Raw genomic sequence first — 26276 nt, 5'->3', positions numbered from 1 at the left:
GTATTTTCGAATAAGGAGTACGCTGGCCTCATGGCCACGCACCTCCAGGGCTCCCTGTTCGACCAGACCGACGACCTGCGCCTGGGCCCCCTCGCCGGCCTGCGCCGGACCGTGCTGGGCGCCGGTGCCTGGATCGACGTCCTGCCGGGCTGGCTGACCGGCGCCGACGCCCTGTTCGAACGGCTCGCGGCGGACGTCCCCTGGCGCGCCGAGCACCGCACGATGTACGACAACGTGGTCGCCGTACCGCGCCTGCTCGCCTTCTACGGCGCCGCGGACCCCCTCCCCCACCCGGCCCTGGACGAGGCCCGCGCCGCCCTGTCCGGGCACTACGCGAAGGAGCTGGGCGAGCCGTTCACCACCGCCGGGCTGTGCTACTACCGCGACGGCCGGGACAGCGTGGCCTGGCACGGCGACCGGATCGGCAGGGGCGCCCGGCGGGACACCATGGTCGCGATCCTCTCCGTGGGCGAGCCCCGCGATCTGCTGCTGCGCCCGGCCGGCGGGGGCGGCGAAACGGTACGCCGGCCGCTCGGGCACGGCGATCTGATCGTGATGGGCGGCTCCTGCCAGCGCACCTGGGAGCACTGCGTGCCCAAGACGGCGCGGGGGGCGGGACCGCGGATCAGCATCCAGTTCCGGCCGCACGGCGTGCGCTGAGGCATCCCACCCCCTTGCGCTTCCCGGTGACCGGTCTGATTGGCTGTCCTCCCGACGATCACTGACACTCGGGCGCGGAGAGACCATGCGGGCAGAGGTACACCAAGTCGCCGACGGCACCTACCTGGTGCACGGCAACAACGTCAACTGGGTGATTCTGAAGGACGGGAGCGACCTCACCCTCATCGACACCGGGTATCCCGGCGACCGGCCGGGGATTCTGGAGTCCCTCGCGGCGGTCGGCGGTTCGCCCGAGGCGGTCTCCGCCGTGCTGATCACCCACGCGCACAACGACCATCTGGGCTCCGCCGAATACCTGCGCGCCACGCACGGCACGCCCGTCTACCTGCACCCGTCCGAAGTCCCGCACGCGCGGCGGGAGTTCCTGCACCAGGCCACTCTCGGCGATGTCGTCCGCAACGCCTGGCGGCCGGGCATGCTGCCCTGGGCCGCGCACGTCATCAAGGTCGGCGGCATGGAACAGCACCCGGTGACCGCGCCCGAGCCGTTCCCCACCGCGGGCGCGCTCGATCTGCCGGGCCGCCCGGTGCCCGTGCACACCCCCGGCCACACCGACGGGCACTGCGTCTACCACCTGCCCGAGGCCGGGATCGTGATCTCCGGCGACGCCCTGGTCAGCGGGCACGCCGTGTCGCGCGTCAAGGGGCCGCAGCTGCTGCCCTGCTTCTTCCACCACGAGCGCGGCCAGGTGCTGGCCTCCCTGGACGTGATCGCCGGGCTGGACGGCGACACCCTGCTGCCCGGCCACGGCCCGGTCCACCGGGGCGCGGTACGCGCCGCCGCCGAACAGGCTCGGGACCGGGCGGGCCGCGCGTACCGTACGCCCGCCCGGAGTTGACGCCGGTCAGTCGTGCGGAACCACCGCCACCGGGCAGTCCGCGTGGTGCAGTACCCCGTGCGCGACCGAGCCGATGCGGGCGCCGACCGCGGTGCGGCGGGCCCGGCGGCCGACGACCATCAGCTGGGCGCGGCCGGCGAGCGACAGCAGCACCTGCCCGGCACTGCCCATCTCCACCTGCTCCGCCACCGGCACCGCGGGGAACCGCTCGCGCCAGGGCCGCAGGGCGTCGGCCAGCGCCTGCTTCTCGTACGGTTCCAGGCCCCCGGCCTCGTCCAGCAGCCTGAGCGAGCCGGGGCTGTAGGCGAAGACCGGGGGCAGGGTCCAGGCCCGCACGGCGCGCACGGTGGCGCCGCGGGCCGCGGCCGTCTCGAAGGCGAAGCGCAGCGCGGCGGCGCTGTCCCCGGCGTCGCCCTGCTGGCCGACCACCACCTCGCGTCCCGCGGCCTCCAGGGCGGCGCGGTCGCCGGCGCGCACCAGCACCACGGGCCGGGCGGCCCCGGCGATGACCTGCTGTCCCACCGAGCCGAGCAGGAAGCCGACCACCGGCCCGTGCCCGCGCGAGCCCAGGACCAGCATCTCCGCGTCGCGGGCCGCGCGGCCCAGCGCCTCCCCGGCGTCCTCCTCGACCACGTCGACGCTCACCGTGAGCCGTGGATGCCGCCCGGCGACCTGGCGCACCGCCTCCGCGACGCCCTGCTCGGCCCACCCGCGCTGGGTGTCCCGGTCGGCCCCGGCGACCCTCTCCGCGTGGTGCCAGGCGTGCAGCACGCGCAGGGGCAGCCCCCGGCGCACGGCCTCCCTGGCCGCCCAGTCCAGCGCGGCCAGGGACTCCTCCGTGCCGTCGAGACCTGCCGTGATCGCCCGTGTCATCCGTGGCCTCCTCGCCGTGCCGACCGTTCCTGCCGCCGATGCCCACTATCGGGCACCGCCCGCCCCATCCGGCCCCCGGCTCCCGCTCCGGTTCCCAGCTGCCGGGGCGAAGCCGGGGGATCGAACATACGATGGGCGCGTACCGGTGCGGCGGCACCCGTGCCACCGCGCCGCGGGATTCCGACGCTCGGGGTGGGAGATCCATGACACAGGCCGCGCCCAGCGCAGGGGCCCCGGCGACCTGGACCGCCGACGCGACGCGGACCGTCATCCTGACCGTGGACGACGATCCGGGGGTCTCCCGCGCCGTCGCCCGCGACCTGCGGCGCCGCTACGGAGCGTCGTACCGGATCGTGCGCGCCGAGTCCGGGCCGTCCGCGCTGGACGCGCTGCGCGAGCTGAAGCTGCGCGGCGACCTGGTGGCGGTGATCCTGGCCGACTACCGGATGCCGGGCATGAACGGCATCGAGTTCCTGGAGCAGGCGCTCGACGTGTACCCGGCGGCGCGGCGGGTGCTGCTGACCGCCTACGCGGACACCGGCGCGGCGATCGACGCGATCAACGTGGTGGACCTCGACCACTATCTGCTCAAGCCCTGGGACCCGCCGGAGGAGAAGCTCTACCCGGTCCTGGACGATCTCCTGGCGGCATGGCTGGCCGGCGACCGCAGGCCGGTGCCGAGCACCAAGGTGGTGGGGCACCGCTGGTCGGCGCCGTCCGCGCGGGTGCGGGACTTCCTGGCGCGCAACCAGGTGCCGTACCGCTGGTACTCGGTGGAGGAGCCGGAGGGGCGGCGGCTGCTGGCCGCGGCCGGGCAGGACGGGCAGCGGCTGCCGGTGGTGATCTTCCCGGACGGTTCGGCGCTGGTCGAGCCCGAGGCGCCGGAACTGGCCGCGCGGGTGGGTCTGGCGACGACGCCCACGGCCGACTTCTACGACCTGGTGGTGATCGGCGGCGGCCCCGCCGGGCTCGGCGCGGCCGTGTACGGGGCCTCGGAGGGGCTGCGCACGGTGCTCGTGGAGCGCTCGGCCACCGGCGGGCAGGCGGGGCAGAGTTCCCGCATCGAGAACTACCTGGGCTTCCCCGACGGGGTGTCCGGAGCCCAGCTCACCGGCCGGGCGCGGCGGCAGGCGGCCCGGTTCGGCGCCGAGATCCTCACCGCGCGCGAGGTGACCGGCCTCGAAACGCGCGGTGCGGCGCGGGTCGTGCGGTTCGCGGACGGTACGGCGATCGCCGCGCACAGCGTGATCCTGGCGACCGGCGTGCAGTACCGGCAACTCGACGCCGAGGGATGCACCGATCTGACCGGCTGCGGGGTGTTCTACGGTTCGGCGCTGACCGAGGCGGCCGGCTGCCAGGGCCAGGACGTGTACATCGTCGGCGGCGCCAACTCGGCGGGCCAGGCGGCCATGTACCTGGCCCGCGGCGCGAAGTCGGTGACGCTGCTGGTGCGCGGCGCGGACCTGTCGGCGTCGATGTCGTACTACCTGGTCCAGCAGATCGACCAGGCGCCGAACATCGAGGTGCGCTGCCGCACGGTGGTGGACGCGGCCCATGGCTCGGAGCACCTGGAGCAGCTGACGCTGCGTCATACCGGCACCGGGGAGACCGAACGGGTCGACGCCCAGTGGATGTTCGTGTTCATCGGCGCGGCCCCGCTCACCGACTGGCTCGGCGAGGGCGTGCTGCGCGACGAGCGCGGCTTCATCCTGGCCGGGCCCGATCTGACCGCCGACGGGCGGCCGCCGGCGGGCTGGGAGCTGGACCGGCCGCCGTACCACCTGGAGACCAGCGTGCCCGGCGTGTTCGTGGCGGGCGACGCGCGCGCCGAGTCCGCCAAGCGCGTCGCGTCCGCCGTCGGCGAGGGCGCGATGGCCGTCATGCTCGTCCACCGGTATCTGGAGCAGTCATGAGCGGACAGATCATGCCGTGCGACCCGAAGGAGATCCGTTCGCTGTTCCTCTTCGAGAAGCTCACGCCCGAGCAGTTGGGGCGGCTGTGCGCCGAGGGGCGGGTGGAGCTGTTCCCACCGGGTCCGGTGTACACCGAGGGCGACCCGGCGACCTGCTTCTTCGTGATGGTCGAGGGCGCGGTGGTGATCTCGCGCCGGGTCGGCGGGGACGACGTGGAGGTCTCCCGGACCTCGCAGCGCGGGGTGTACGGCGGCGCGATGCAGGCGTATCTGGGCGACCGGGTGCGCCAGGTGTACAACAACTCGCTCCGGGCCACCGAGCCGACGCGGTTCTTCGTACTGCCGGCCGACCTGTTCGCGGATGTGATGCACGAGTGGTTCCCGATGGCGGTGCATCTGCTGGAGGGCCTGTTCTTCGGGTCCAAGACCACGCAGGCGGCGGTCGGGCAGCGGGAGCGGCTGCTGGCGCTCGGCTCGCTGTCGGCGGGCCTGACGCACGAGCTGAACAACCCGGCGGCCGCGGCCGTGCGGGCCACCGCCACGCTGCGCGAGCGGGTGGCGAAGATGCGGCGCAAACTGGCCGTGATCGCCGAAGGGCCGTTCTCCCGCGACGCGTTGGCGAGCCTGGTGGAGATCCAGGAGCGCACTGCCGAGCGGGTGGCGAAGGCTCCGGCGCTCAGTCCGCTGGAGGCCGCCGACCGGGAGGATCTGCTCGGGGACTGGCTGGCGGACCACGGTATCGACAACGGCTGGCAGCTGGCACCGACCTTCGTGCAGGCGGGACTCGACGTCGACTGGCTGGAGCAGGTCGCGGCGGCCGTGGACGAGGAGATCCTGCCGGGCGCGGTGGGCTGGCTCAACTACACCGTGGAGACAGAGCTGTTGATGACCGAGATCGAGGACTCCACCACCCGGATCTCGCACCTGGTGGACGCGGCCAAGCAGTACTCCCAGCTGGACCGGGCGCCGTACCGCGCGGTGGACGTGCACGAACTCCTGGAGAGCACACTGCTGATGCTGTCGGCCAAGATCGGCTCCGGCATCCGGGTGGTCAGGGAGTACGACCGTACGCTCCCGCCGGTGCCCGCCCACCCGGCGGAGCTGAACCAGGTGTGGACCAACCTCGTCGACAACGCGGTCTGCGCCATGCGGGCTTCGGGCGGCGAGGGCACGCTGACGGTGCGCACCGCGCGCGATCACGACCGGGTGCTGGTGGAGTTCCGGGACACCGGGCCCGGCATACCGCCGGAGATCAAGGGCCGGATCTTCGACCCCTTCTTCACCACCAAGCCGGTCGGCGAGGGCACCGGGCTCGGCCTGGACATCTCCTGGCGGATCGTCGTCGACAAGCACCACGGCACGCTGCGGGTCGACTCGGTGCCCGGAGACACCCGTTTCCAGGTGCTGCTGCCGCTGACCGCCGCACGATCCGAGCCGGATGGATCCACCGAATCGGCCGAAGCGGCCGGGGAGCGAACGGAGGAGGCCGTATGAACGGCGTCGAGGGCATCGAACCGGGCGTCCCGCCGAGCGGCACCGGGTGCGTGGAGTGCGAGGCGGCGGGCGGCTGGTGGTTCCATCTGCGCCGCTGCGCCCAGTGCGGGCACATCGGCTGCTGCGACGACTCGCCCGCCAAGCACGCCACCGCGCACTACCGGGCCACCGGGCATCCGGTGATCCGCAGCTTCGAGCCGGAGGAGGCGTGGTTCTGGGACTACGCCACCGGGGAGCTGTTCGCCGAGGGCCCCGAACTCGCCCCTCCGGCCGCGCATCCCGCCGACCAGCCGGTGCCGGGCCCGGCGGGGCGGGTACCGCGGGACTGGGCGCGGACCCTGGGCTGAGCGCGGCCCCCGGCTGAGCGCGCCGGAATGGCCGCGGCGGTCTCAGCGCGCGCAGTCGAGCCGCTTCAGGTCGACGGCGTCGGCAAGGGCACGCATCCCCCGGTCGTCCGGGTGCAGATGGTCCCCGCCGTCGTACCGGGGCCGCAGGCGCGCGGGGTCGCGGGGGTCGCGCAGGGCCCGGTCGAAGTCGGCGACGGCGTCGAACTCCCCGCGGCCGCGCAGGTAGTGGTTGACCTCGCGGCGCACGGCGTCGGCTGCGCGGTCCCACTCCGGCCAGCCCTTGAAGGGGGTGATGGTGGCGGCCATCACGCACAGGTGCGCCGCGTGCGCCCGGTGCACCAACCGCCGGTACCCGGCGATCAGCCGGGCCGCGGTGACGCCGGTGTGGTCCTTGAGGTCGTTGACGCCCGCGAAGAGGACGACGGTGCGTACACCGGGCTGGGACAGCACGTCCCGGTCCAGCCGGTGTCCGATGCTCTGCCCGGCGCCGTCCCCGGTGCCGTCGGTGAGCAGCTTGTCGCCGGATATGCCCTCGTCGGCCACGCCCTGGAGGGCGCCGCGGGCCGTGTGCAGGTGCCGGGCCAGGTAGTCGGGCCAACGGCGGTTGCGGTCGGGGGTGGAGTCCCGGCCGTCGGTGAGGGAGTCGCCGAGCGCGGCCACGGCGCCGGTGGCCGGGCGGTCGGGGCGTACGGCCACGGCGTCGAGGTACCACCAGGAGCCGGTGGTCCCGGTCCAGCGGGTGCCGCCGTCCCCGGCGGTGAGGTCGCCGCCCAGCCCCGTGTACGAGGTCTGCAGGGCCAGCTGGTGGCCGCTGGCCGGGCCCGCGGCACTGGGGGTGCGCAGGCTCACCGCGAGGTCGGCGCCGGCGGGCACCCGGCCGGGCAGCGGATCGCTCCAGGCGACGGAGCCGGCGGGGACGGTGACGCGGTGGGCGCCGCCGAAGGTCAGCGCGTGGTTTCCGCCGGGGCGCAGGGCGGCGCCGCGGGCGCGCAGCCCCGCGTAGACATGGTCGAGGGTCAGCGGGCGGTCGCCGAAGGCGTTGGTGAAGCGGATCCGCGGCGCGCTGCCGCCGACGCTGGTGTGCACGATCATCCGGTACTGCGCGCCGGGAAAGCCCATGCCCAGGCGTTCGGCGCTCGCCGCCCAGGTGAGCACGCCGGAGGGCCGGCCGGGGACGCCGGTCAGGCCCGCCGACTGGCGGGCGGGTCCGGCTTGGCAGGCGGCAGCCGTCAGCAGGGCGGCGAGGCACAGGCCGCGCCCGGCCCGGCCGTTCACGAGGCGCCCGGCCCATCGGAACCCGGCCGGACCCCCGCGGCCGTACCCGCGTATCCCACGCACGTCATGGTCCCGCCGCGGGGACGGCTCCGCACCTCGGCGGGTGGTCATCCGGGGGTCCTCCTCGTCCGCTCGTCCTCGTCCTCGGCACCCGCGGCGCCGGACGGTCCGGTTGCCCCGCACGGGCCCGGACATGCGGATGCCCCGCGCGGGGGCGGGGCATCCGGTCGTGCGCGGGGCCGTCAGTGCCTGGCGGCCGGCGTGTTCGCGGCGGTCACATTGACCGCCGCCCACGCCTGGTTCACCGTCTTGTACTCGGTGCTGTTCGCGCCGTACAGGTCCTTGGCGGCCTGGAGCGTCGCGACGCGAGCGTCGTGGAAGTCGGTCGTGGAGACCATGTAGCGGGTCAGCGCACGGTAGAAGATGGCGGTGGCCTTGGTACGGCCGATGCCCTTCACCGTGGACTTGTCGTACGTCGGCGAGTCGTACGCCACGCCATTGATCGTCTTCTTGCCGCTGCCCTCCGCGAGGAGGTAGTAGGCGTGCGACGAGACACCGGAACCGGCGTGCACCTCGGTGTCGTAGGCGGCCGGCGACCAGTAGTCGATGGTGCCCTCGAGCTTGTCCAGCGAGGGATGGTCCAGGCGGCGCAGGAACTTCTGCGACAGGCCCAGCTTCTCGCCGATCAGGTAGTCGGGCTTGTCCTGCTTGTTGTTGGCGTAGAACTCGACGTTGGAGCCGAAGATGTCCGCCAGCGACTCGTTGAGCGCGCCCGGCTCGCCGAACTGGTTGCCGTCGGGGTCGACATAGGTCGGCTCCAGCTTGGCGGTCGCGTCCACCACGCCGTGGGTCAGCTCGTGACCGGTGACGTCGAGGACGACCAGCGGCTTCTTGAAGGTCCGCCCGTCACCGTCGCCGTAGAGCATGCAGTTGCAGGTCGGGTCCCAGAAGGCGTTGGCGACCTTGCTGCCCCAGTGCACCAGGCCGTGGGCGGCCTTGCTGTTGTCGGCGATGCCCTTGCGGCCGAACGTCTTCTTGTAGAAGTCCAGCGTCTCGGTGATGCCGTACTGGGCGTCGGCGGCGGCGCTGGCCCGGTTGGCGGTCGTGCCGTTGCCCCACACGTTCGTGGTGGTGGTGAACTTCGTGCCGGCGCCGAAGCTCTCCGTGGTCTTGCCCTTGGCGTCGCGCACCTCGGTGCCGTACCGGCTCGGGTCGGCGAGCTGGTAGTGGCCGCGCGAGGTCTGCGTGGTGGTGAGACCGACGCTGCCGTCGTAGAGGGTCTTGCCGGTGCCCTTCGCGGCGGACGGGTAGGCCGACTTGACGCCGGTGGGGGCGTCGGCGCGGCCGAGGGCGGCGGCGCGGGCGGCATCCGTGCTCGGGGTGGCCGTCACGCCCTGCTGCTGGAGGCTCTTGATGAGCTTCGGCGACAGGAACTGGTCGCTGTCGGGCGTGTTGCTGCGCACCTTGCCGGTGACGGCGTCGACCACGACGGTGCTGGTGCCGTCCTGGTCGGTCACGGTGACCTGGTAGGCGAGCGCGGAGGCACCGTCGCGGGCGTCCACGACGAGCTGGGCGGTGCCCGCCTCGCCCTTGGCCGCCTGCGCGGCCTTGGCGGCGGCCTGACCGGCGGTCAGCTTGGCCTTCGCGGCGACGGCCGGCTTGACGGCCTGGTCGGCGGCGCGGGTCACGCCGGTGTAGGCGAGCCGGTGGTCGAGGTGGACCACGAGGTCGCCGCCGAGCACCGGCAGGCCGTCGTGGGTGCGCTCGAAGCGGACGTGCCGGGCGCCCTCGGGGTCCAGCATGACGTCCTGGGCGTGGAGTTCGTCACCCGTGGAGACGCCGGTCGCGGACGCGTGCGCGAAGGCCGCGGCGCGGGCCGCGGTCACCACGGCGGCGGTGTCGCTGACGGACGCGACGGAGCGCGCCTCCCCCGTCGTGGGTCCCGCGAAGGCCGTGCCGGCCAGGCCCGTGGCGGCCGTCGCCACCGCGACGGCGACCGCCACTGAGCGTATGTGCGGTGTACGCAATCTGATCAGGGTTCCTTCGGTGAAGGGCGGCGCGAACCGTCAACCGCCCTGCGTCATGGCGCGCTTCGGCGCCACGGGGCTGGTCGGGCCCCGAAGGCTCACCCTTACGGATCAGTCATGAGCACGTAAACCAGGAATGATCTATTTCGCGATCTTCTATGACAATCCTTTGCAAATGTGCGCCGGAGAGTGATCGCGAAATGACCAACTGTGTGTCGGCTGTGGAGACGTGACCTCGATCCCCTAGGTTCCCAGGGCTGAATGTGACCGATGTCGCATCGACAGTCGTACGGATGGGAGTGGGTGCCGGATGGTGTCAGCCACGGTGAGCAGGGGTGCGGTCCTCGCAGCGGTCACGCTGTCGCTGCTCGCGGTCCCGGTGGTGGAGTCGGCCGCGGCGGACGGGCTCGCGGCGCCCGACACCGCGGGTGTGACCGCGGTGCTGCGGTCGGCGGTGGCCCAGGGCGCGCCGGGCGCGCTGGCCCGGATCGACGACCACGGCACGGTGTACCGGACGACCTACGGGTACGCCGACCGCGGCACCCGGCGCGCCATGGACGCGGGCGACCGGTTCCGCGTCGGCAGCGTCACCAAGTCCTTCTCGGCGGTCGTCCTGCTGCAACTCGCCGACGAGCACCGGCTGGAGCTGGACGCGCCGGTGAACCGCTATCTGCCGGGGCTGCTGCCGGACGACCGGATCACGGTGCGCCAGGTGCTCGGCCACCGCAGCGGGCTGTACGACTTCACGAACGACATGTTCGCCGACAGCGTCCCCGGCTTCGAGGCGGTCCGCGACAAGGTGTTCACCTACCGCGAGTTGGTGGCGCTGTCCCTGAAGCACCCGCGTACCAACGCGCCCGGCGCGGCGTACTCGTACTCGAACACCAACTTCGTGGTCGCCGGCATGCTCATCGAGAAGATCACCGGGCGTTCGGTGCGGACCGAGTACCAGAACCGCATCTTCGGGCCGCTGAAGCTCCGGGACACGTTCTACGTGCACCCCGACACCGCGATCCCCGGCACCCACGCCCACGGCTACCTCACCCCCGACAAGGCGGGCGATCCGCTGGTCGACGCCACCGAGCAGACGGTGTCGTGGGCGCAGAGCGCGGGGGCGATCATCTCCAGCGCGCGGGACCTGGACACCTTCTACAGCGCGCTGCTCGGCGGGAAGCTGATGTCCGCGGCACGGCTCGCCGAGATGGAGAAGATGAACCGGGTCGACGCCACCACCGCGTACGGGCTCGGGCTGCGCCGCCGCGATCTGTCCTGCGGGATCTCGGTGTACGGGCACACGGGGGCGGTGCAGGGCTACTACACGTACGCGTTCGCGACCAAGGACGGCGGGCGGAGCATGACGGCCGTCGCCACCACGTCGAACAACGGCAAGGTGCTCAGCACGCTCGCCGGGACGCTGGATTCGGCGTTCTGCGGGAAGCAGGGCAAGCGGTGGCCCGAAGGGGCGGGCAAGGAGTAGGCGCCTCGCGTCCCGATCTTGGCAGATGGTGTGCCGCCGGGTCAGGATGCCCGCATGAAGGGTGATCTCTTTTCCGGCCGGCACCTGGTGCGGGCGACCGTCGAACCCGGTATGTCCGTCGAGAACGCCAAGTGCCTCAGGTACGCGGTGGACGGCGAGATGTACGCCCGGCAGGGCGCGATGGTCGCCCACCGCGGTGATCTGCGTTTCGAGCGCAAGGGGCAGGGCGTCGGGGGCATGCTCAAGCGCGCGGTCACCGGCGAGGGGCTGCCGCTGATGGCGGTGCGCGGGCGGGGCGAGGTGTGGCTCGCGCACGAGGCGCAGAACTGCTTCGTGGTGGAGCTGGAGCCCGGCGACCGGTTCACGGTGGGCGGCCGGCACGTGCTGTGCTTCGACCCGTCGCTGTCGTACGAGATCCGGACGGTGAAGGGCTCGGGCGTCACCGCGGGCGGCCTGTTCAACACCGTGTTCGCGGGCAGCGGCCGGCTCGGGCTGGTCTGCGAGGGAAATCCGCTGGTCATCCCGGTCACGGCGGAGCAGCCGGTGTACGTCGACACGGACGCGGTGGTCGGCTGGACGGAGGCGCTGGAGACCTCGCTGCACCGCTCGCAGTCGATAGGGTCCATGCTGCGCGGCGGCTCCGGGGAGGCGGTGCAGCTGATGCTCCGGGGCGAGGGCGTGGTCGTCGTACGCCCGAGCGAGCTGACCCAGCACAAGCCGCAGCAGCACTGAACGGGAAGGGTGGCACACCTTGATCGGTATCTCCGAGATCGAGACCGCGGCCGAACTGATAGCCCCGCACGTGGTGCGGACGCCGACCGTGGCGAGTCCGGGACTCGAAGCGCTGCTCGGCGTGCCGGTCACCGCCAAGCTCGAACTGCTCCAGCGCACCGGCTCGTTCAAGGCGCGCGGGGCGGCGGCGAAGCTGCTGTCGCTGAGCGAGGCGGAGCGGGCGGCGGGCGTGGTGGCGGTCAGCGGCGGCAACCACGGCATCGCGCTCGCGGTGATGGCGGCGGCCCTCGAGGTGAAGGCGACGGTGGTGATGCCCCGCACCGCGCCCGCGCGTTCGCTCGCGCTCGCCGAGGAGGCCGGGGCGTCGCTGCGGCTGACCGACGGCATGGACGCCGCCTTCGAGCTGGGGACGCGGCTCGCGGACGAGGGGCTGACACTGGTCCACCCCTTCGACGACCCGGTCGTGATCGCCGGGCAGGGCACGGTCGGCCTCGAACTGGCCGAGGACGCCGCCGGGGAGCTGACGGACGTCGTCGTCAGCATCGGCGGGGGCGGGCTGATCTCGGGCGTCGCGGCGGCGCTGCGGGCGCGGCGGCCCGGAGTGCGGGTGTGGGGCGTGGAGACGGCGGGCGCGGAGGCGATGTCGGCCGCGCTGCGGGCGGGCGGCCCGGTGCCGGTCGCGCTGTCCTCCCTGGTCACCACGCTCAGCGCGCCCGCGGTGTGCCGGCTGACCTACGACCATGCCGTCGAGCTGGTGGAGGACGTCCTGGTGGTCCCGGACCGGGAGGCCGTCCGCGGCAGCCTCGACCTGGCCACCCACGCCAAACTCTGGACCGAACCGGCCGCGGGCTGCCTGCTCCCGGCCGCACGGGAGGTCGTCTCCCGCGTCGGCCCCGACGCCCGCCTGGGCCTCGTGGTCTGCGGCGGCAACACGACCCTGCCCGAGCTGACCGCCTGGACGGAGCGCTTCGCGCTGGGGTAGACGGGGGCCGGCTCCCTGGTTCGGCCACCACTCTCCTCCCCTGTTTTCATGGCCGCCGGGCCGGGGACTCGGGGGGCATGGTGCGAATCGGATACACGATGATGACCGAGCAGGCCGGGCCGCGAGAGCTCGTGGAGCATGTGGTCGGGGCCGAAGAAGTGGGGTTCGACTTCTCGGTGATCTCGGATCACTACTTCCCGTGGCTGCGGGCGCAGGGGCATGCCCCCTACGCGTGGACCGTACTGGGCGCCGCCGCGCAGGCCACCTCGCGGATTCCGCTGATGACCTACGTGACCTGCCCCATCCGGCGCTACCACCCGGCCGTCGTGGCGCAGAAGGCGGCGACCGTGCAACTGCTCTCCGAGGGCAGGTTCCGGCTCGGGCTCGGCGCCGGCGAGAACCTGAACGAACATGTGGTGGGCGGCGGCTGGCCCCCCGTCGACGTACGCCACGAGATGCTGGAGGAAGCCGTACAGATCATCCGCGCGCTGTTCGAGGGCAAGCACGTCACCCACCACGGCCGGCACTACCAGGTGGAGTCGGCCCGGCTGTGGGACGTGCCGGAGCAGGCCCCGCCGATCGGCATCGCGGTCTCCGGCGAGCAGTCCTGCCGGCTCGCTGGGCAGCACGGCGACCTGGTGATCGCGACCGAGCCGAAGCCCGATCTGCTGGCGGCCTTCGACCGCCACGGCGGCCGCGGCAAGCCCCGCGTCGGCCAGCTGCCGGTGAGCTACGACCCCGACCGGGACACCGCCGTCAAGCGCGCCCACGCCCAGTTCCGCTGGTTCGGGCTCGGCTGGAAGGTGAACGCCGAGCTGCCGCACCCGGACTCCTTCGACTCCGCGACGCAGTTCGTCACCCCCGACGACGTGGCCGCCTCCATCCCGTGCGGCAACGACCCGGACGACTTCGTCGAGGCCGTACGGCCCTACGCGCAGGCCGGTTTCGAGGAGGTCGCGCTGGTGCAGATCGGCGGCGAGACCCAGCCGGAGTTCCTGGACTGGTCGGCGAAGACCCTGCTGCCCGCGCTGCGGGAGGCGTTCGGCTGACGAGTGCTCGACCGGGGCGAACGGGGTACCTGGGGGTCCTACGCAGATCGTCCTGGGAGGTCCCCGCGTGAACGCCTTCGTGCACCAGACCCTGGTGGTGCAGCTCCACACCCCCGGCACCGGCCGCTTCCCGGTCCTCGTCCACCTCGGCTACGACGCCGCCGACCCGTTCGCCGTCACGGCCGTCTTCGCCCACGACGGCCGGGTGCTGGCGCAGTGGCGCCTCGACCGCGAGATGCTCGCCGAGGGGCTGACCAGGCCGGTCGGCATCGGCGACGTACGGCTGCGGCCGGCCGGCACCGGGGTGTGGCAGGAGCTGCGCCTGGAGTTCCTCGGCGACGCGCGCCCGGACGGCGGGCGGCAGCGCGCGGTGGTGTACGCCTGGGCGCCGGCCGTCGCCGCGTTCCTGCGCGAGACCCGCGAGATCGTGCCGCCCGGCCGCGAACAGGCCCCGGTGGACGAGCTGCTGGCGGACATCCTCGCCCTGGGATGAGGACGGCCGGGGTCAGGGGCAGGTCAGCGAGCGGCGGTACGTGAGGCCCGGTCGGCCGGAGAGCCGGGTCTCACCGGTCACGGAGAATCCCGTGCGCCCCAGCACGGTCCGCGAGGCCGTGTTGTCGAGCGTCGTCGCGGCCATGAGGAAGGTCAGCCCGTACCGGTCGGCGGCCCGCGCGCACAGCTCCCGTACCGCCCATGTCGCCAGCCCCCGGCCCGCGGCGCGCTCGGCGATCCGGTAGCCGAGATGGGCGCCGCCGTCCGCCAGGTCCACGAGGTTGATCCGGCCGAGGATCTCCTCGTCCGGGCCGGTCACGACATGGAACCGGCAGACGCCCGCCTCCTGTTCGGCGAGCAGGTCGCGCAGCCGCTCCCCGAAGCGGGCGAAGTAGTCGTCGCCCCGGTCGGGGACGGTCCGGGCGAAGTACGCCCGGTTCTCCCGCTCGAAGGCGAGCAGCGCGGGGGCGTGGTCGGGGCGCAGTGGCCGCAGCTCGGGCATGGCGGGACCCTACGCGCCCCGGTCGCCGGGCCGTTACCGGTTTTCCGCGCCCTCGGTGTGCCGGCGCCGGGCCCACAGCGGCAGGCCGTACCAGCACACCAGGTACCAGGCGACGACGCCCGCGACCAGCCAGGGCACATAGCTGTCCCGCGTGGCCACCCGGAGGATGAGCAGCAGGGCCGCGGTCATGGTGGCCAGCAGCAGCACCAGGCCGACGAAGGTGAGGCGGGCGGCGATCCGTACCGCTCGGGGTTTGACCCGGCGGCCGGAGACCAGGCGGTGCAGGGAGACCGGGCCGATGAGGGCGCCGGTGGCGCAGGCGCCGAGCACCACGGTGACGATGTAGATGTGCTGGTCGATGTCGGGCAGCCGGGCGTACTTGGGCTGGAAGACGACGGTCAGCAGGAAGCCGAACAGGATCTGCACGCCCGTCTGGGCGACGCGGACCTCCTGGATGAGTTCACCCCACATCCGGTCCGCCCGCTCCTCCTCGGTCTCGTCGCGCCCGCTGCGCTGTCCTTCCCCGGTCATGGGAAGCAGGTAACCGCCCGGCCGTTCCTTCAAACGGCGGGCGGTGGCGCGGCTACCAGCGGTGCTCGACCTGCTCCGCGATCCGCTGCTGGTACAGGTCCCGGATCGCGGTGAACGTGTCCGGGGGCAGTGGCGGCAGCTTCGCGGCGGCCGCGTTGGCGCGGGCCTGCTCGGGGTTGCGGGCGCCGGGGATGACGGTGGTGACGCCCTCCTGCTCGATGATCCAGCGCAGTGCGAGCTGGGCCGGGGTGTAGCCCTCGGGGGCGAGCGCCGCGAACTCGGCGGCCGCCTCCACGCCCGTGGCGTAGTCGACGCCGGAGAAGGTCTCGCCCTGGTCGAAGGCCTCGCCGTGCCGGTTGAAGGTGCGGTGGTCGTTCGCGGCGAAGACGGTGTCCTTGGTGTACTTGCCGGACAGCAGGCCGGAGGCGAGCGGCACCCTGGCGATGATGCCGACGCCGGCCGCGCGGGCGGCGGGCAGCACCTCGCGCAGCGGCTTCATCCGGAACGGGTTGAGGATGATCTGCACGCTGGCCACGTTCGGCCGGGCGATCGCGGCCAGCGCCTGCGCGCAGGTCTCCACGCTGACGCCGTACGCGGCGATGCGCTCCTCCTCGACCAGGGTGTCCAGCGCGTCGTACACCGCGTCGGTGGAGTAGACGGCGGTGGGCGGGCAGTGCAGCTGGACCAGGTCGATCCGGTCGACGCCGAGGTTGCGCCGCGAACGGTCGTTCCAGGCGCGGAAGTTGTCGAGGACGTAATTCTCGGGGAGCTGGTCGACGCGGCGGCCCATCTTGGTGGCCACCAGCACATGAAGGTCGGGGCGGCCGCTCAGGAAGGCGGCGATGGTCTGCTCGCTGCGCCCGTCGCCGTAGACGTCGGCGGTGTCGAAGAAGGTGACCCCGGACTCGGCGGCGGCCTCCAGGACGGCCAGCGCGTCCTTGTCGGCCACGTCGCCCCAGTCCGCGCCGAGCTGCCAGGTGCCGAGTCCGACCACCGACGCCCACTGACCCGACCTGTCGATTACACGTTCGTCCATGGCGACAGTCTGTCACCCGGCGCCCGGCCGCGCGGGAGGGCGGGCCACTCCTGCGCGGCGCCCGCTCAGGCCCCGGTGGTACGGCACTCCGGGTGGCCCCAGCCCTGCGCGTTCTTGGCGATGGACTCGCCCGCCGCGTAGGAGCGGCCGCACAGACACCGCCCGGCGAACTTCGCCTTGATGGTGCGCGAGGAGGTCGACGCGTCCCCGGTGCGGCGGACCGTCTTCTTGCGCGGGGCACTGGACTTGGGCGTATCGGGCGAGGGCGGCGGCACCGGTGAGCCCAGCGCGCTGCCCGCCGCCTCCTGGGCGAGGGCGGCCTGGCTGGCGGCGCGGTCGGCGAAGTCGTTGAGCGGGTCGCCGTCGACCTGGTGGGCCGGGACGTAGCGGAACTCCACCGAGCGGCCCTCCAGGAGCGCGTCGATGCCGACCACCAGCTCCTGGTTGGCGACCGGCTTGCCCCCGGACGTCTTCCAGCCGTTGCGCTTCCAGCCGGGCAGCCAGGTGGTGACGGCCTTCATCGCGTACTGGGAGTCCATCCGGATCTCCAGCTCCACGGCGGGGTCGACCGACCTCAGCAGCCGCTCCAGGGCGGTGAGTTCGGCGACGTTGTTGGTGGCCCGGCCCAGCGGGCCGGCCTCCCAGCGAGCGGGCGTCCGCTCGTCGTCACCCGAGACCACCCACGCCCATCCGGCCGGACCGGGGTTTCCCTTCGAAGCCCCGTCGCACGCGGCCACCACTCGTTCACGCATGCGCACGATCATCCCACGGCGGCGCAGGTGCCCCGACCGGCCCTGTGCGGCCCCCGCTCAAACGTCCTCGATCCGCGGCGGCTCCCCCTCGGTGGTGGTGATGTCGATCACCGAGAAGTCGGCGCCCTGCGGATCGCTGAGCGTCGCGAACCGGCCGAAGGGGCTGCTCATCGGCCCGAAGCGGACGACGCCGCCGAGCCGGGTCGCTCGGGCGACGGCCTCGTCGCAGTCGGCGACGGTGAAGTAGACGTTGATGGAGGACGGCACCTCGGGCGGGAAGTCCTCGGTCATCCGCATGCGTCCGAGCACGGTGTCCTCGCCTACGGCGAACATCCGGAAGTCCACCGCGTCGTCCACGAGGTCCTTGATCCGGTACGGGAAGACCGCGCGGAAGAACGCGTCCGCTTTCTCGGGCTCGCGGGTGAACACCTCGGCCCAGCAGTAGGCGCCCGGTACGGCCGTCTCCCCGAAGCCCTCGTGGGTGCCCGCCTGCCACACCCCGAACACGGCCCCGCTGGGCTCGCGGGCCAGGCACATGGTGCCGATGTAGCCGATCCGCATCGGTTCCAGCAGGACGTCGCCGCCGTGCCGCCGTACTTTCTCGGCGGTGGCGGCGGCGTCCGGCGAGGCGAAGTACAGGCACCACCGCGACTGGCCCTCCAGGCCGGGCATGGGCGGGACGAGGGCGGCGACGGCCTTCCCGTTCACCGTCGCCTGGGTGTAGTGCCCGAACTCCGCCGGGGAGTCGCCGAAGGTCCAGCCGAGGACGTCGCCGTAGAACTTCTTGGCGCCCTCCAGGTCGGTGAACATCGCGTCGGCCCAGCAGGGCGTTCCCTCGGGTGGTACGGCCATGCCCGCCGCCCTCCTGATGTCGTCGGGGCCCCGTCCGCCCACGCTAGCCAGCCCCTGGCGGGGCCGCGCGCCGAGCGGAGTGCTGCCGGACACTGGGGAGGAGGATCCGGCTGCGGAAGGGCACGGGCGATGGCGACGATGCGGGCGTGGTCGGTGGTGGCGCCGGGACCGGTCGAGGGCGAGCCGCTGAAGCCGGTGGAGCGGCCGGTGCCCGCGCCGGGACCGGACGAGCTGCTGGTGCGGGTCCGGGCGTGCGGGGTCTGCCGGACCGATCTGCATGTCACCGAGGGCGAGCTGCCGGTGCACCGGGCCGGGGTGACACCCGGACACGAGGTCGTCGGCGAGGTGGCGGGGCTCGGCTCGCAGGTCTTCGGCTTCGCGCCGGGCGACCGGGTGGGCGTGGCCTGGCTGCGCCGCACCGACGGGGTGTGCGCCTGCTGCGCGCGGGGCGCCGAGAACCTGTGCCCGCGCTCGCAGTACACCGGCTGGGACGCGGACGGCGGCTATGCCGAGTACACCACCGTGCCGGCCGCCTTCGCCTACCGGCTGCCCGAGGCGCTGGACGACGTGCCGGCGGCGCCGCTGCTGTGTGCCGGGATCATCGGCTTCCGCGCGCTGCGCCGCTGTGCGCTGCCGCCCGGCGGGCGCCTGGGCCTCTACGGCTTCGGGGGCAGCGCCCATCTGTGCGCGCAGGTCGCGCTCGCCGAGGGCGCCACCGTGCATGTGATCACGCGGGACGAGGTCTCGCGCCGGCTCGCCCTTCAGCTGGGCGCGGCGTCCGCGCGCGGCCTGGACGAGCGGCCGCCCGAGCCGCTGGACGCGGCGATCCTGTTCGCCCCGGCCGGCGATCTGGTGCCGGTGGCGCTGCGCGCCCTGGACCGGGGCGGGGTGCTGGCGGTGGCGGGCATCCACCTCAGCGACGTACCGCCGCTGCGCTACGAGACGGACCTGTTCTACGAGAAGGAGCTGCGCAGCGTCACCGCCAACACCCGCGCGGACGGGCGGGAGTTCCTCGCCCTGGCGGCCCGCTACGGCGTCCGGGCCACCACCCACCCCTATCCACTGGACCGGGCCCCCGACGCCCTGCGCGACCTGAAGGCGGGCCGCTTCGACGGCGCGGCGGTGCTGGTGCCTTCCGCGGGGCGCTGAAGTCCGCTCGACAGCAAAGGCGTCGGGGCGCTCGGATGACTGCCGTGAACGCGCAGCGGATGCACCCGGACGAACTCGACCTCGACGCGCGGCGCGGCACCGACCTCGTGCGCCAGATCCGGGACCGCGCCGGGTGCCTTGGGAGCCGTACCACCATGTCGGTCGCGCTGATCCAGCTCCCGTACTGCTGATCCAGCTCCCGTACTACGGAGACACCAATCCGGCCCTGGCGGAGAACTCCCGGCATGTGATCGCCGGGATCCTCGCCGAGGCCGGGTGAGGCGGCGGCGCGCTCGGGGCGGCCTTCCTGTCACTCCCCCGCGTGGGCCTTCTCCAGGGCGGCGGCGTCCAGTTTGCCCATGCTCATCATGGCGCGGGCCGTCCGGGCCGCCTTCTCCGGGTCCGGGTCGGTCATCAGGGTGAGCAGCCGGTCGTAGACGACCTGCCAGGAGACGCCGTACCGGTCCTTGAGCCAGCCGCAGGGGCCGCCCTGGCCGCCGTCCGCGGTGAGCCGGTTCCAGTAGTGGTCGATCTCCCGCTGGTCGGAGCAGAGGATCTGGAAGGAGATCGCCTCGTCGAAGGTGAACTGGGGTCCACCGTTGAGCGCCACGAACCGCTGGCCGTTGGCCGTGAACTCCACGGCCAGCACGGAGCCCTCCGGGCCGGGTCCGGCCGCGGTGTGCCGGGTGACGCGGTCGACGCGGGAGTTCTCGAAGACCGACACGTAATACCGCGCGGCCTCCTCCGCCCGGCCGTCGAACCAGAGACAGGTGGTGAAGCCGTCCGCGGTCATGAGCACCTCCGTGGTGGGGAAATACGGTCGGGGTGCAGACCGGCGGGCGGCCCGGAACTCATCGGCGGGGCGAAATCCGGCCGCGGCGGTCACTCCATGGCGGTGGGGGAGTCGGCGCCCGCCGGGCCGGGACGCGCGCACGATTTCGCCGGAATCTCGGGGAGCGACCGACCACCTCGGGGACGGTCGCGGGCCGCCGGAGGTGCGCCGGGGTGGCGCGGAACGGCGGTTTCGCGCCAGTACCGCAGGGGACGGGCATGCACCGAGTCACCGGGGGTACCAGCGCCGTGAACCACTCCACCGGCGGGAATGAAGCGCCGGATCCGGGGTACACGCCGAGCACACAACAGTGCAGGGACCAGAAAAAGCGGCCGACATGGGCAGACGTCGAAACGTGACTTTCGTGGGAGAGGTAATGGATACCGCCGGGATGCGGGCGCAGACAGCGGTCATCGAGAGGACCGGGCAGGACGAGGCGGAGTCGGGGACACTGCCCGGCATCGCGGACCCCACCTCCGTGGCCCCGAGGGATGCCCGCCAGCTGTCCCGCCAGTTCTTCCGCCGGCTCGCCGAGCTGGAAGAGGGGACCCACGAGTACCAGTACGCGCGCAACACCCTCATCGAGATGAACATGTCGCTCGTGCGGTTCGCGGCCGGCCGGTTCCGGGGCCGCGGCGACGACATGGAAGACATCGTCCAGACCGGCATGATCGGGCTGATCAAGGCCATCGACCGATTCGAACTGTCGCGCGAGGTGGAGTTCACCTCCTTCGCGCTGCCGTACATCGTCGGCGAGATCAAGCGGTTCTTCCGCGACACCACCTGGGCGGTGCACGTCCCCCGGCGGCTCCAGGAGCTGCGGGTGGAGCTGGCCAAGGCGCGCGAGGAGCTGTCCAGCCGCCTCGACCGCGAGCCGACCGTCGCCGAGCTGGCCACCTTGATGAACCTCTCCGAGGAGCAGGTGCTGGAGGGCCAGCTCGCCGCCAACGGCTACAACTCCTCCTCGCTCGACGCCGCCCTCACCGGCGACGGCCCCGAGGACGGCGAGGCGGTGCTCGCCGACTTCATCGGCGTGGAGGAGGAGGGGCTGCGCCTGGTGGAGGACTTCCACGCGCTGGCGCCGCTGATGGCGGAGCTGAGCGAGCGGGACCGGCAGATCATCCATCTGCGGTTCGTGGAGGAGGCCACCCAGGCGGAGATCGGGGAACGGCTCGGCTGCTCCCAGATGCATGTGTCACGGCTGATCAAGCGGATCATCGCCCGGCTGCGCCAGGGAATGCTGGGCGAGCTGGGCTGCGCCTGAGCCGGCGTAAGAGGGTTTGTCCGCGCGCTGAGCGCCCGGTACCGAAAGACGGTCCGGGCGCTCAGCGCCGCAGTGCGAAACGGGCGACCACGCGCTTGCCGACCGGGACCCGCTCGACGGTGACCTCGGTGGCGAGGGCGTGCACGATCTCCAGGCCGTGCCGCCCGATGCGCCGCGGGTTCTTCGGGAAGATCTGGGGCAGGGCCGTGCTGCTGTCGCAGACGGACACCGTGACGGAGGCGTCCGTGCCCTCCAGCTCCAGGATGTAGGGGCCGTCGCTGTGCCGGTCGGCGTTGGTGACCAGTTCGCTCACCAGCAGGAGCAGCTCACCGTCCGCGGCGCGGTCGATCGCCGCGCACCACTCGGTGCGCAACTGCTCCAGGAACTGTGCCGCGAAGGCCCGCGCCTCGGCGATGCAACCGGGTTCACCGGTGAAATGCGCCGCGCGTCTCAGCGGCTCGACGGGTACGTCAAAGCCGGTCGGTATCACTGCCCCGCCCAGATACTCGGTCATGCTGTCTTCCTCGCGGGCCGGTGGCCCGGTGTGTCGGCCGTATGCGCACCAGTCCTCTTACCCCGAGCCGCGTCCCGCAGTCCAGGCGTTCGCCCGCCGCGCACAGTGGCGAGCGTCACGCTCGCGGCGCGGACGGCCCTCCCGGCGGGCGGCCCGCCCCGCCGCTGCTTAGCGTGGCAGATGTGAGCCCCCTGACCGTCTCCGCGCGGCCCGCCGCCCGGCACGGCTGGCCGCAGGCGCTGGCCGTGGTGCTGACCGGGCTCGCAGTGATGGTACTGGTGGCCGCGGCCGGGCTGTGGGCGGCGGGTGCGGCGGCTCTGCCGGACGGCGCCTTCCCGCGGGTGCTGGCCGCCACCGTGGTCACGGCCGTCGGCGGCAGCGTCCGGCTCGCCGGTGACGCGGGCGCCCTGGCCAGGACCGAGGCCGGGATCAGTGTACTCCCCCTGTCCGTGACGCTGGTCGGCGCCCTGGTGGTCGGCGCGGGCTTCCTGCGCCCGCTGCGCCACCGGACCCTCGCCTCGGCCGGGGCGCTGGCCGGCTGGGCCGCGCGGATCGCCGTGCTGTGGCTCCTCGCACTCACCGGGCTCGCGTTCGCCGCCCGCGAGACGTTCGCCGTGGACGTGGGCAGCGGCACCCTGAACGATCTGACCTCGCTGTTCGAGGCGGAGCCGCGAGTCGGGTTCGCCGCGGACGTGCCGCCGACCGTGCTGTTCGCGCTGCTGTGGCTGGCCGGGGTGCTGGTCGTCGCGCTGCTGGTGGCGCGCCGGGTGCCGCTGCCGGGGCGGCCGGCGCGGTGGCGGGCGGGGGCGCGGCCGGCCGCCCGCGCGATGGTGGAGCTGCTGCTGGCCGCGGTCGTCGTGGGGCTGGCGGTCGCGCTCGGCACGGCGGCCGGCCGGGGGGATGCCCGTACGACCTTCGCGCTGATCCTGCTCGGGCTGCCCAATCTGGTCTGGCCGGCGCTGACCGTCGGTCTCGGCGCGACCTGGAACGGCCGGGTGGACGGCCCGTTCGGGCTGCCGGTCCCGCACATCCTGGACGTCCTGCTGCGCACCCCCGATGTCTCCGAGGTCGATCTGCGCACGCTGACGCAGTACGACGGCCGGATGGCGTGGCTGCCGGTGGCGGCCGGGGTGCTGCTGCTCGCCGTCGCCGTCCGGGCGGCCCTGCGCTCGGCGCCCCGGACCCCGCTGTGGCTGGACGCCGCCCGCCTCGCCGTCGCGCTCGCCCTCACCGTGCTCGCGATCTGCCTGCTGTGCCGGATCTCCGCGCACTACGGGCTGTCCCTGCTCGGCATCGGCGACCTGGGCGGCGGGCTGTCCGGGGAGCTGCTGCTGCGGCCGCGCACCTGGCAGGCGGTGGGCCTGGGCGCGCTGTGGGGGCTGGTCGCCGGGTTCCTCGGGCATCTGCTCGCGTCGGCGGTGCGCCGCGGGCGGCGGTCATCCGATGGGCAGCACGAGCGCGGGAAGGGTGCGCTGCATCCGTAGCGCGTCCACGGACTCGGCGAGCAGTTCGTACTCCGTGGTGTCGTCGTACGCGGCGATCCGCACCAGCCGGCCCTGGGCCAGTTCCTCGGCGACGCGCTCCTGCCGGACGTCGTCGGCGCACCAGGCGCGCAGCAGGGCGGGCACGTCGGCCACCGTCTCCGCGACCGGCACCAGCGCCCCCGCCGGGAAGGGAGCGGCCTCCGGGGTGGGGTCGAGCCGCTCGGCGATCCAGGACGCGCGGTCGCGCAGCCACCACAGGGCCAGTGCCAGGGTCGGCGCGCGGTAGGTGCCGAGCGGTACGCCGATGCGGCGGCCGTCGCACACCCCGTATGCCGTGACATGGCACAGGAATTCGTCGTGCACGTATCACTCCCCCGTCGCCTCGTCCGGGTGTGCCGGGCGGACCTCGCTCTCCGTGCGGCTCCATGCGGTGAAGTGCCCCTCGCTGTTCGAGTATCGCCCCGGCCGAAACACTGTCACCACGACTTTCCGGCCACTCTGGTGGCATATTCCCCATCCTTTTCGGGGGAAATGGTGGGGTCCGGCGGGGCGGTGCGGGCATGACCCCGGAGGTAATCGACCCGCCCGGCACCCCTCGGGCATGGTGGTTCCACCGGGTCGGCCAGACCTCGATCCGGCCGACGACCAGCACAGACGACTCCGATGGAGGCTGATCCGCCATGTCCGTGAACACCGAACGCTACGAGACCGCCGCCGCGCGTTACTTCGAGGCTTGGAACGCCACCGAGCCGGAGGCGCTGCGCAAGGCCGTCGCCGCCGCCTGGACCCCGGACGGCTCCTACACCGACCCGCTCGCCGACGTCCGCGGGCACGACGCCCTGGCGGCCGTGATCACCGCGGTGCACGAGCAGTTCCCCGGCTTCGTCTTCCGCCCGCTGGGCGCGGTGGACGGGCACCACGACGTGGCGCGCTTCGGCTGGGAGCTGGTGAACGAGGCCGACGGCTCGGCGCCGGTCGCCGGGTCCGACGTGGTGACGCTGGACGGCGAGGGCCGTATCCGGCAGGTCATGGGGTTCCTGGACCGGGCCCCCGAGGGTGCGTGACGGCACGCGGCCCGGCTTCCTGTCCGAGAGGGCGGGAGCCGGGCCGCGTGCGGGGATCGGCGGAGGCCGCGCCGGGAGGTCGGCGCGGGGTGCGATGCCGGAGGAGGCGGCGCGCGGAGGGGGCCGGTGCTACGACCGTACGATCGCGTCGATCCGCTTCAGCTCCTCCGCGTCGAAGTCCAGGTTGCGCAGGGCGCCGACACTGTCCTCCAGCTGCCGGGCGCTGCTGGCGCCGACCAGGGCGGAGGTGACCCGGCCGCCGCGCAGGACCCAGGCGAGGGCCAGCTGGGCGAGGGTCTGGCCGCGGGAGACGGCGATCTCCTGGAGCGCGCGCAGCCGCCCGACCAGGTCCTCGGTGACCGCGTCGGGCCCCAGGAACGGGCTGTCGCCGGCGGCGCGGGAGCCCTCCGGGATGCCGTCGAGGTAGCGGCCGGTGAGCAGGCCCTGCTCCAGCGGGGAGTAGACGATGGAACCGACCTTCAGTTCGTCCAGCGCGTCGAGCAGGCCCTCGTCCTCCGGGCGCCGGTCGAGCATCGAGTAGCGCGGCTGGTGGATGAGGAGCGGGGTACCGAGGTCGGCGAGGATGCGCGCGGCCTGCCGGGTCTGTTCGGCGGAGTAGTTGGAGACGCCGACGTAGAGCGCCTTGCCCTGCTGGACCGCCGTGTGCAGGGCGCCCATCGTCTCCTCCAGCGGAGTGTCCGGGTCGGGGCGGTGCGAGTAGAAGATGTCGACGTACTCCAGGCCCATCCGCTTCAGGCTCTGGTCCAGGGAGGCGAGCAGGTATTTGCGCGAGCCCCATTCACCGTACGGGCCGGGCCACATGAGGTAGCCGGCCTTGGTGGAGACGACCAGTTCGTCGCGGTAGGGCGCGAGGTCTCCGGCGAGGGCGGCGCCGAGCGCGGACTCGGCGGCGCCGGGCGGCGGGCCGTAGTTGTTGGCCAGGTCGAAGTGGGTGACGCCGAGGTCGAAGGCGCGGCGCAGGATGGCGCGCTGGGTCTCCACCGGACGGTCGGGGCCGAAGTTGTGCCACAGACCGAGCGACAGCGCGGGGAGTTTGAGGCCGCTGCGTCCGGTGCGCCGGTAGGGCATCTCGGCGTAACGGTCGGGGGATGCGGTGTACAACACGACTCCAGGGGGTCGGCACGGATCTTCCGGTCAAGGATTCCTCCGGCGGCGCCCTGCGGTCCAACGGGAGAATCGGATCGGATTGAGCGGTTAGGCTGCTCAATCATGGAACTGCGCCATCTCCAGCACTTCGTCGCGGTCGCCGAGGACCAGCACTTCACACGGGCCGCCGAGCGGCTGATGGTGTCCCAGTCGGGCCTGTCCGCGTCCATCCGGGCGCTGGAGCGCGAGCTGCGGGCGCCGCTGTTCGTGCGCACCACGCGCCGGGTGACGCTGACGGAGGCGGGGCGGGCACTGCTGGTGGAGGCCGAGCGGATCCTCGCGCAGGTGCGCGCCGCGCACGAGGCGGTGGCGGCGGTGCAGGGCGTGCTGCGCGGCACGCTGGCGCTGGGTACCGAGCAGTGCATCGCCGGGGTGCATGTGGCCCGGCTGCTGGCGGCGTTCCGGGGCGCGCACCCGGATGTGGAGATCCGGCTGCGCCAGGCGGGCTCGGGCGCGCTGGCGGAGGAGGTGGCCGCGGGGCGACTGGACCTGGCGTTCGCCTACCGCACGCGGGCGGACGGCGATCAGTCGCGCTCGGTGTCGCTGACCAGCGAGCCGATGACCGTGCTGTGCCATCCCCGGCACCGGCTCGCCGCGGCCGGGGCGCTGCCGGCGCCGGACGACCTCGCCGGTGAGGTCTTCGTGGACTTCCACCCGGACTGGGGGCCGCGGCGCGCCACCGACGCCGCCTTCGCCGCGGCGGGGGTGCGGCGCACGGTCGCGCTGGAGGTCAACGACGTCCACACGCTGCTGGACCTGGTGGACGAGAACCTGGGCATCGCGGTCGTACCCCGGCACTTCCGGCACAAGCGGCCCACGCTCACCGCGCTCCCGCTCAAGGGCACGGGCGAGGCCGAGTACGAGACGGTGGCGCTGCTGCCGCCGGAGCGGTCCACCAGCCCCGCCGCCCGCGCGCTCGTCGCCCTGCTGGAGGCCGGGGGCTGAGACGT

At 73.2% G+C, this 26276-nt stretch carries 28 protein-coding genes; 16 read left to right on the top strand and 12 right to left on the bottom strand.

What is annotated here, in order from left to right; all coding sequences use genetic code 11:
* Positions 1-30 precede the first annotated feature (30 nt).
* Positions 31-660 (top strand): alpha-ketoglutarate-dependent dioxygenase AlkB, encoded by a 630-nt coding sequence (locus ACZ7EC_RS11575; RefSeq protein ID WP_471061061.1) that lies wholly within the window; start codon positions 31-33, stop codon positions 658-660.
* Positions 661-745: 85 nt separating this feature from the next.
* On the top strand, positions 746-1519 hold the full coding sequence (locus ACZ7EC_RS11570; RefSeq protein ID WP_471061059.1) for an MBL fold metallo-hydrolase: 774 nt from the start codon (positions 746-748) through the stop codon (positions 1517-1519).
* Positions 1520-1525: 6 nt separating this feature from the next.
* On the opposite strand, the gene ACZ7EC_RS11565 is transcribed toward ACZ7EC_RS11570, so the two are convergent.
* Complete coding sequence (locus tag ACZ7EC_RS11565; protein ID WP_471061056.1) at positions 1526-2392, bottom strand: universal stress protein; 867 nt, start codon at positions 2390-2392, stop codon at positions 1526-1528.
* A 203-nt stretch (positions 2393-2595) separates the two neighbouring features.
* Here ACZ7EC_RS11565 and ACZ7EC_RS11560 point away from each other — a divergent pair, with 203 nt between their 5' ends.
* The 3 genes from ACZ7EC_RS11560 to ACZ7EC_RS11550 are packed head-to-tail and all read left to right on the top strand — an operon-like array spanning position 2596 to position 6145.
* Positions 2596-4305 carry an FAD-dependent oxidoreductase gene (locus ACZ7EC_RS11560; RefSeq protein ID WP_471061053.1) on the top strand — a complete coding sequence of 570 codons (1710 nt, stop codon included), beginning with the start codon at positions 2596-2598 and terminating at the stop codon, positions 4303-4305.
* Positions 4302-5798 carry an ATP-binding protein gene (locus ACZ7EC_RS11555; protein ID WP_471061050.1) on the top strand — a complete coding sequence of 499 codons (1497 nt, stop codon included), beginning with the start codon at positions 4302-4304 and terminating at the stop codon, positions 5796-5798. The genes ACZ7EC_RS11560 and ACZ7EC_RS11555 overlap by 4 nt, the downstream gene beginning before the upstream one ends.
* Positions 5795-6145, top strand: a complete 351-nt coding sequence (locus ACZ7EC_RS11550) for a UBP-type zinc finger domain-containing protein (RefSeq protein WP_471061048.1) — start codon at positions 5795-5797, stop codon at positions 6143-6145. Before ACZ7EC_RS11555 ends, ACZ7EC_RS11550 begins: the two co-directional genes overlap by 4 nt.
* Positions 6146-6187: 42 nt before the next feature.
* On the opposite strand, the gene ACZ7EC_RS11545 is transcribed toward ACZ7EC_RS11550, so the two are convergent.
* A complete protein-coding gene (locus ACZ7EC_RS11545) occupies positions 6188-7531 on the bottom strand; it encodes an SGNH/GDSL hydrolase family protein (RefSeq protein WP_471061045.1) in 1344 nt (447 codons plus the stop codon).
* 131 nt (positions 7532-7662) lie between these two features.
* Complete coding sequence (locus ACZ7EC_RS11540) at positions 7663-9423, bottom strand: M4 family metallopeptidase (protein WP_471061042.1); 1761 nt, start codon at positions 9421-9423, stop codon at positions 7663-7665.
* A 334-nt stretch (positions 9424-9757) separates the two neighbouring features.
* On the opposite strand from ACZ7EC_RS11540, the gene ACZ7EC_RS11535 reads away from it, so the two are divergent.
* The 5 genes from ACZ7EC_RS11535 to ACZ7EC_RS11515 all read left to right on the top strand — a co-directional run bounded on the left by ACZ7EC_RS11535 (position 9758) and on the right by ACZ7EC_RS11515 (position 14180).
* Positions 9758-10924: a serine hydrolase domain-containing protein gene (locus ACZ7EC_RS11535; RefSeq protein ID WP_471061038.1), complete on the top strand. Its 1167-nt coding sequence runs from the start codon at positions 9758-9760 to the stop codon at positions 10922-10924.
* Positions 10925-10978: 54 nt separating this feature from the next.
* Entirely contained in the window at positions 10979-11656 is a 678-nt protein-coding gene (locus ACZ7EC_RS11530; protein WP_471061035.1) for an AIM24 family protein, read from the top strand.
* Between the two features lie 19 nt (positions 11657-11675).
* Positions 11676-12638 carry a pyridoxal-phosphate dependent enzyme gene (locus tag ACZ7EC_RS11525; protein WP_471061032.1) on the top strand — a complete coding sequence of 321 codons (963 nt, stop codon included), beginning with the start codon at positions 11676-11678 and terminating at the stop codon, positions 12636-12638.
* 77 nt (positions 12639-12715) lie between these two features.
* A complete protein-coding gene (locus ACZ7EC_RS11520; protein WP_471061030.1) occupies positions 12716-13687 on the top strand; it encodes an LLM class F420-dependent oxidoreductase in 972 nt (323 codons plus the stop codon).
* 67 nt (positions 13688-13754) lie between these two features.
* Positions 13755-14180: an SsgA family sporulation/cell division regulator gene (locus tag ACZ7EC_RS11515; RefSeq protein ID WP_471061027.1), complete on the top strand. Its 426-nt coding sequence runs from the start codon at positions 13755-13757 to the stop codon at positions 14178-14180.
* Between the two features lie 12 nt (positions 14181-14192).
* Here ACZ7EC_RS11515 and ACZ7EC_RS11510 read toward each other — a convergent pair whose 3' ends face one another.
* From ACZ7EC_RS11510 to ACZ7EC_RS11490, 5 genes are all read right to left on the bottom strand, one after another.
* Positions 14193-14681 (bottom strand): GNAT family N-acetyltransferase, encoded by a 489-nt coding sequence (locus ACZ7EC_RS11510; protein WP_471061025.1) that lies wholly within the window; start codon positions 14679-14681, stop codon positions 14193-14195.
* A gap of 33 nt (positions 14682-14714) precedes the next feature.
* Positions 14715-15212, bottom strand: coding sequence for a DUF6328 family protein (locus tag ACZ7EC_RS11505; protein WP_471061023.1), 498 nt, complete (start codon positions 15210-15212; stop codon positions 14715-14717).
* A gap of 52 nt (positions 15213-15264) precedes the next feature.
* The gene (locus tag ACZ7EC_RS11500; RefSeq protein WP_471061020.1) at positions 15265-16248 is read right to left on the bottom strand and encodes an aldo/keto reductase; all 984 of its coding nucleotides are present in this window, start codon (positions 16246-16248) and stop codon (positions 15265-15267) included.
* A 65-nt stretch (positions 16249-16313) separates the two neighbouring features.
* Positions 16314-17012: a ribonuclease H family protein gene (locus tag ACZ7EC_RS11495; RefSeq protein WP_471061017.1), complete on the bottom strand. Its 699-nt coding sequence runs from the start codon at positions 17010-17012 to the stop codon at positions 16314-16316.
* A 45-nt stretch (positions 17013-17057) separates the two neighbouring features.
* Positions 17058-17852 carry a VOC family protein gene (locus ACZ7EC_RS11490; protein WP_471061014.1) on the bottom strand — a complete coding sequence of 265 codons (795 nt, stop codon included), beginning with the start codon at positions 17850-17852 and terminating at the stop codon, positions 17058-17060.
* A 138-nt stretch (positions 17853-17990) separates the two neighbouring features.
* Here ACZ7EC_RS11490 and ACZ7EC_RS11485 point away from each other — a divergent pair, with 138 nt between their 5' ends.
* Positions 17991-19001, top strand: coding sequence for a zinc-binding alcohol dehydrogenase family protein (locus ACZ7EC_RS11485; protein WP_471062031.1), 1011 nt, complete (start codon positions 17991-17993; stop codon positions 18999-19001).
* 35 nt (positions 19002-19036) lie between these two features.
* Positions 19037-19192: a hypothetical protein gene (locus ACZ7EC_RS11480; protein ID WP_471061011.1), complete on the top strand. Its 156-nt coding sequence runs from the start codon at positions 19037-19039 to the stop codon at positions 19190-19192.
* Positions 19193-19311: 119 nt separating this feature from the next.
* On the opposite strand, the gene ACZ7EC_RS11475 is transcribed toward ACZ7EC_RS11480, so the two are convergent.
* The gene (locus tag ACZ7EC_RS11475) at positions 19312-19794 is read right to left on the bottom strand and encodes a VOC family protein (protein ID WP_471061007.1); all 483 of its coding nucleotides are present in this window, start codon (positions 19792-19794) and stop codon (positions 19312-19314) included.
* Between the two features lie 430 nt (positions 19795-20224).
* Between ACZ7EC_RS11475 and ACZ7EC_RS11470 the strand changes: the two genes are divergently transcribed.
* Positions 20225-21097, top strand: coding sequence for an RNA polymerase sigma factor SigF (locus ACZ7EC_RS11470; protein WP_471061004.1), 873 nt, complete (start codon positions 20225-20227; stop codon positions 21095-21097).
* Positions 21098-21158: 61 nt separating this feature from the next.
* Here ACZ7EC_RS11470 and ACZ7EC_RS11465 read toward each other — a convergent pair whose 3' ends face one another.
* The gene (locus tag ACZ7EC_RS11465; protein ID WP_471061001.1) at positions 21159-21611 is read right to left on the bottom strand and encodes an ATP-binding protein; all 453 of its coding nucleotides are present in this window, start codon (positions 21609-21611) and stop codon (positions 21159-21161) included.
* Between the two features lie 182 nt (positions 21612-21793).
* Here ACZ7EC_RS11465 and ACZ7EC_RS11460 point away from each other — a divergent pair, with 182 nt between their 5' ends.
* On the top strand, positions 21794-23095 hold the full coding sequence (locus ACZ7EC_RS11460; protein ID WP_471060998.1) for a streptophobe family protein: 1302 nt from the start codon (positions 21794-21796) through the stop codon (positions 23093-23095).
* On the opposite strand, the gene ACZ7EC_RS11455 is transcribed toward ACZ7EC_RS11460, so the two are convergent.
* Positions 23048-23458 carry a hypothetical protein gene (locus ACZ7EC_RS11455; protein ID WP_471060995.1) on the bottom strand — a complete coding sequence of 137 codons (411 nt, stop codon included), beginning with the start codon at positions 23456-23458 and terminating at the stop codon, positions 23048-23050. The genes ACZ7EC_RS11460 and ACZ7EC_RS11455 overlap by 48 nt on opposite strands.
* Positions 23459-23775: 317 nt before the next feature.
* Here ACZ7EC_RS11455 and ACZ7EC_RS11450 point away from each other — a divergent pair, with 317 nt between their 5' ends.
* A complete protein-coding gene (locus ACZ7EC_RS11450) occupies positions 23776-24159 on the top strand; it encodes a nuclear transport factor 2 family protein (RefSeq protein WP_471060992.1) in 384 nt (127 codons plus the stop codon).
* 129 nt (positions 24160-24288) lie between these two features.
* Here the strand turns inward: ACZ7EC_RS11450 and mgrA are convergent, their stop codons facing one another.
* A complete protein-coding gene (gene mgrA / locus ACZ7EC_RS11445) occupies positions 24289-25281 on the bottom strand; it encodes an L-glyceraldehyde 3-phosphate reductase (protein WP_471062028.1) in 993 nt (330 codons plus the stop codon).
* Between the two features lie 108 nt (positions 25282-25389).
* Between mgrA and ACZ7EC_RS11440 the strand changes: the two genes are divergently transcribed.
* Complete coding sequence (locus tag ACZ7EC_RS11440; RefSeq protein ID WP_471060990.1) at positions 25390-26271, top strand: LysR family transcriptional regulator; 882 nt, start codon at positions 25390-25392, stop codon at positions 26269-26271.
* Positions 26272-26276: the final 5 nt, after the last annotated feature.

It is taken from the genome of Streptomyces sp. NPDC037203 (assembly GCF_055605065.1).
Note: the sequence above shows the minus strand (reverse complement) of the source record. Positions and strands in the feature narration are given on the sequence as shown.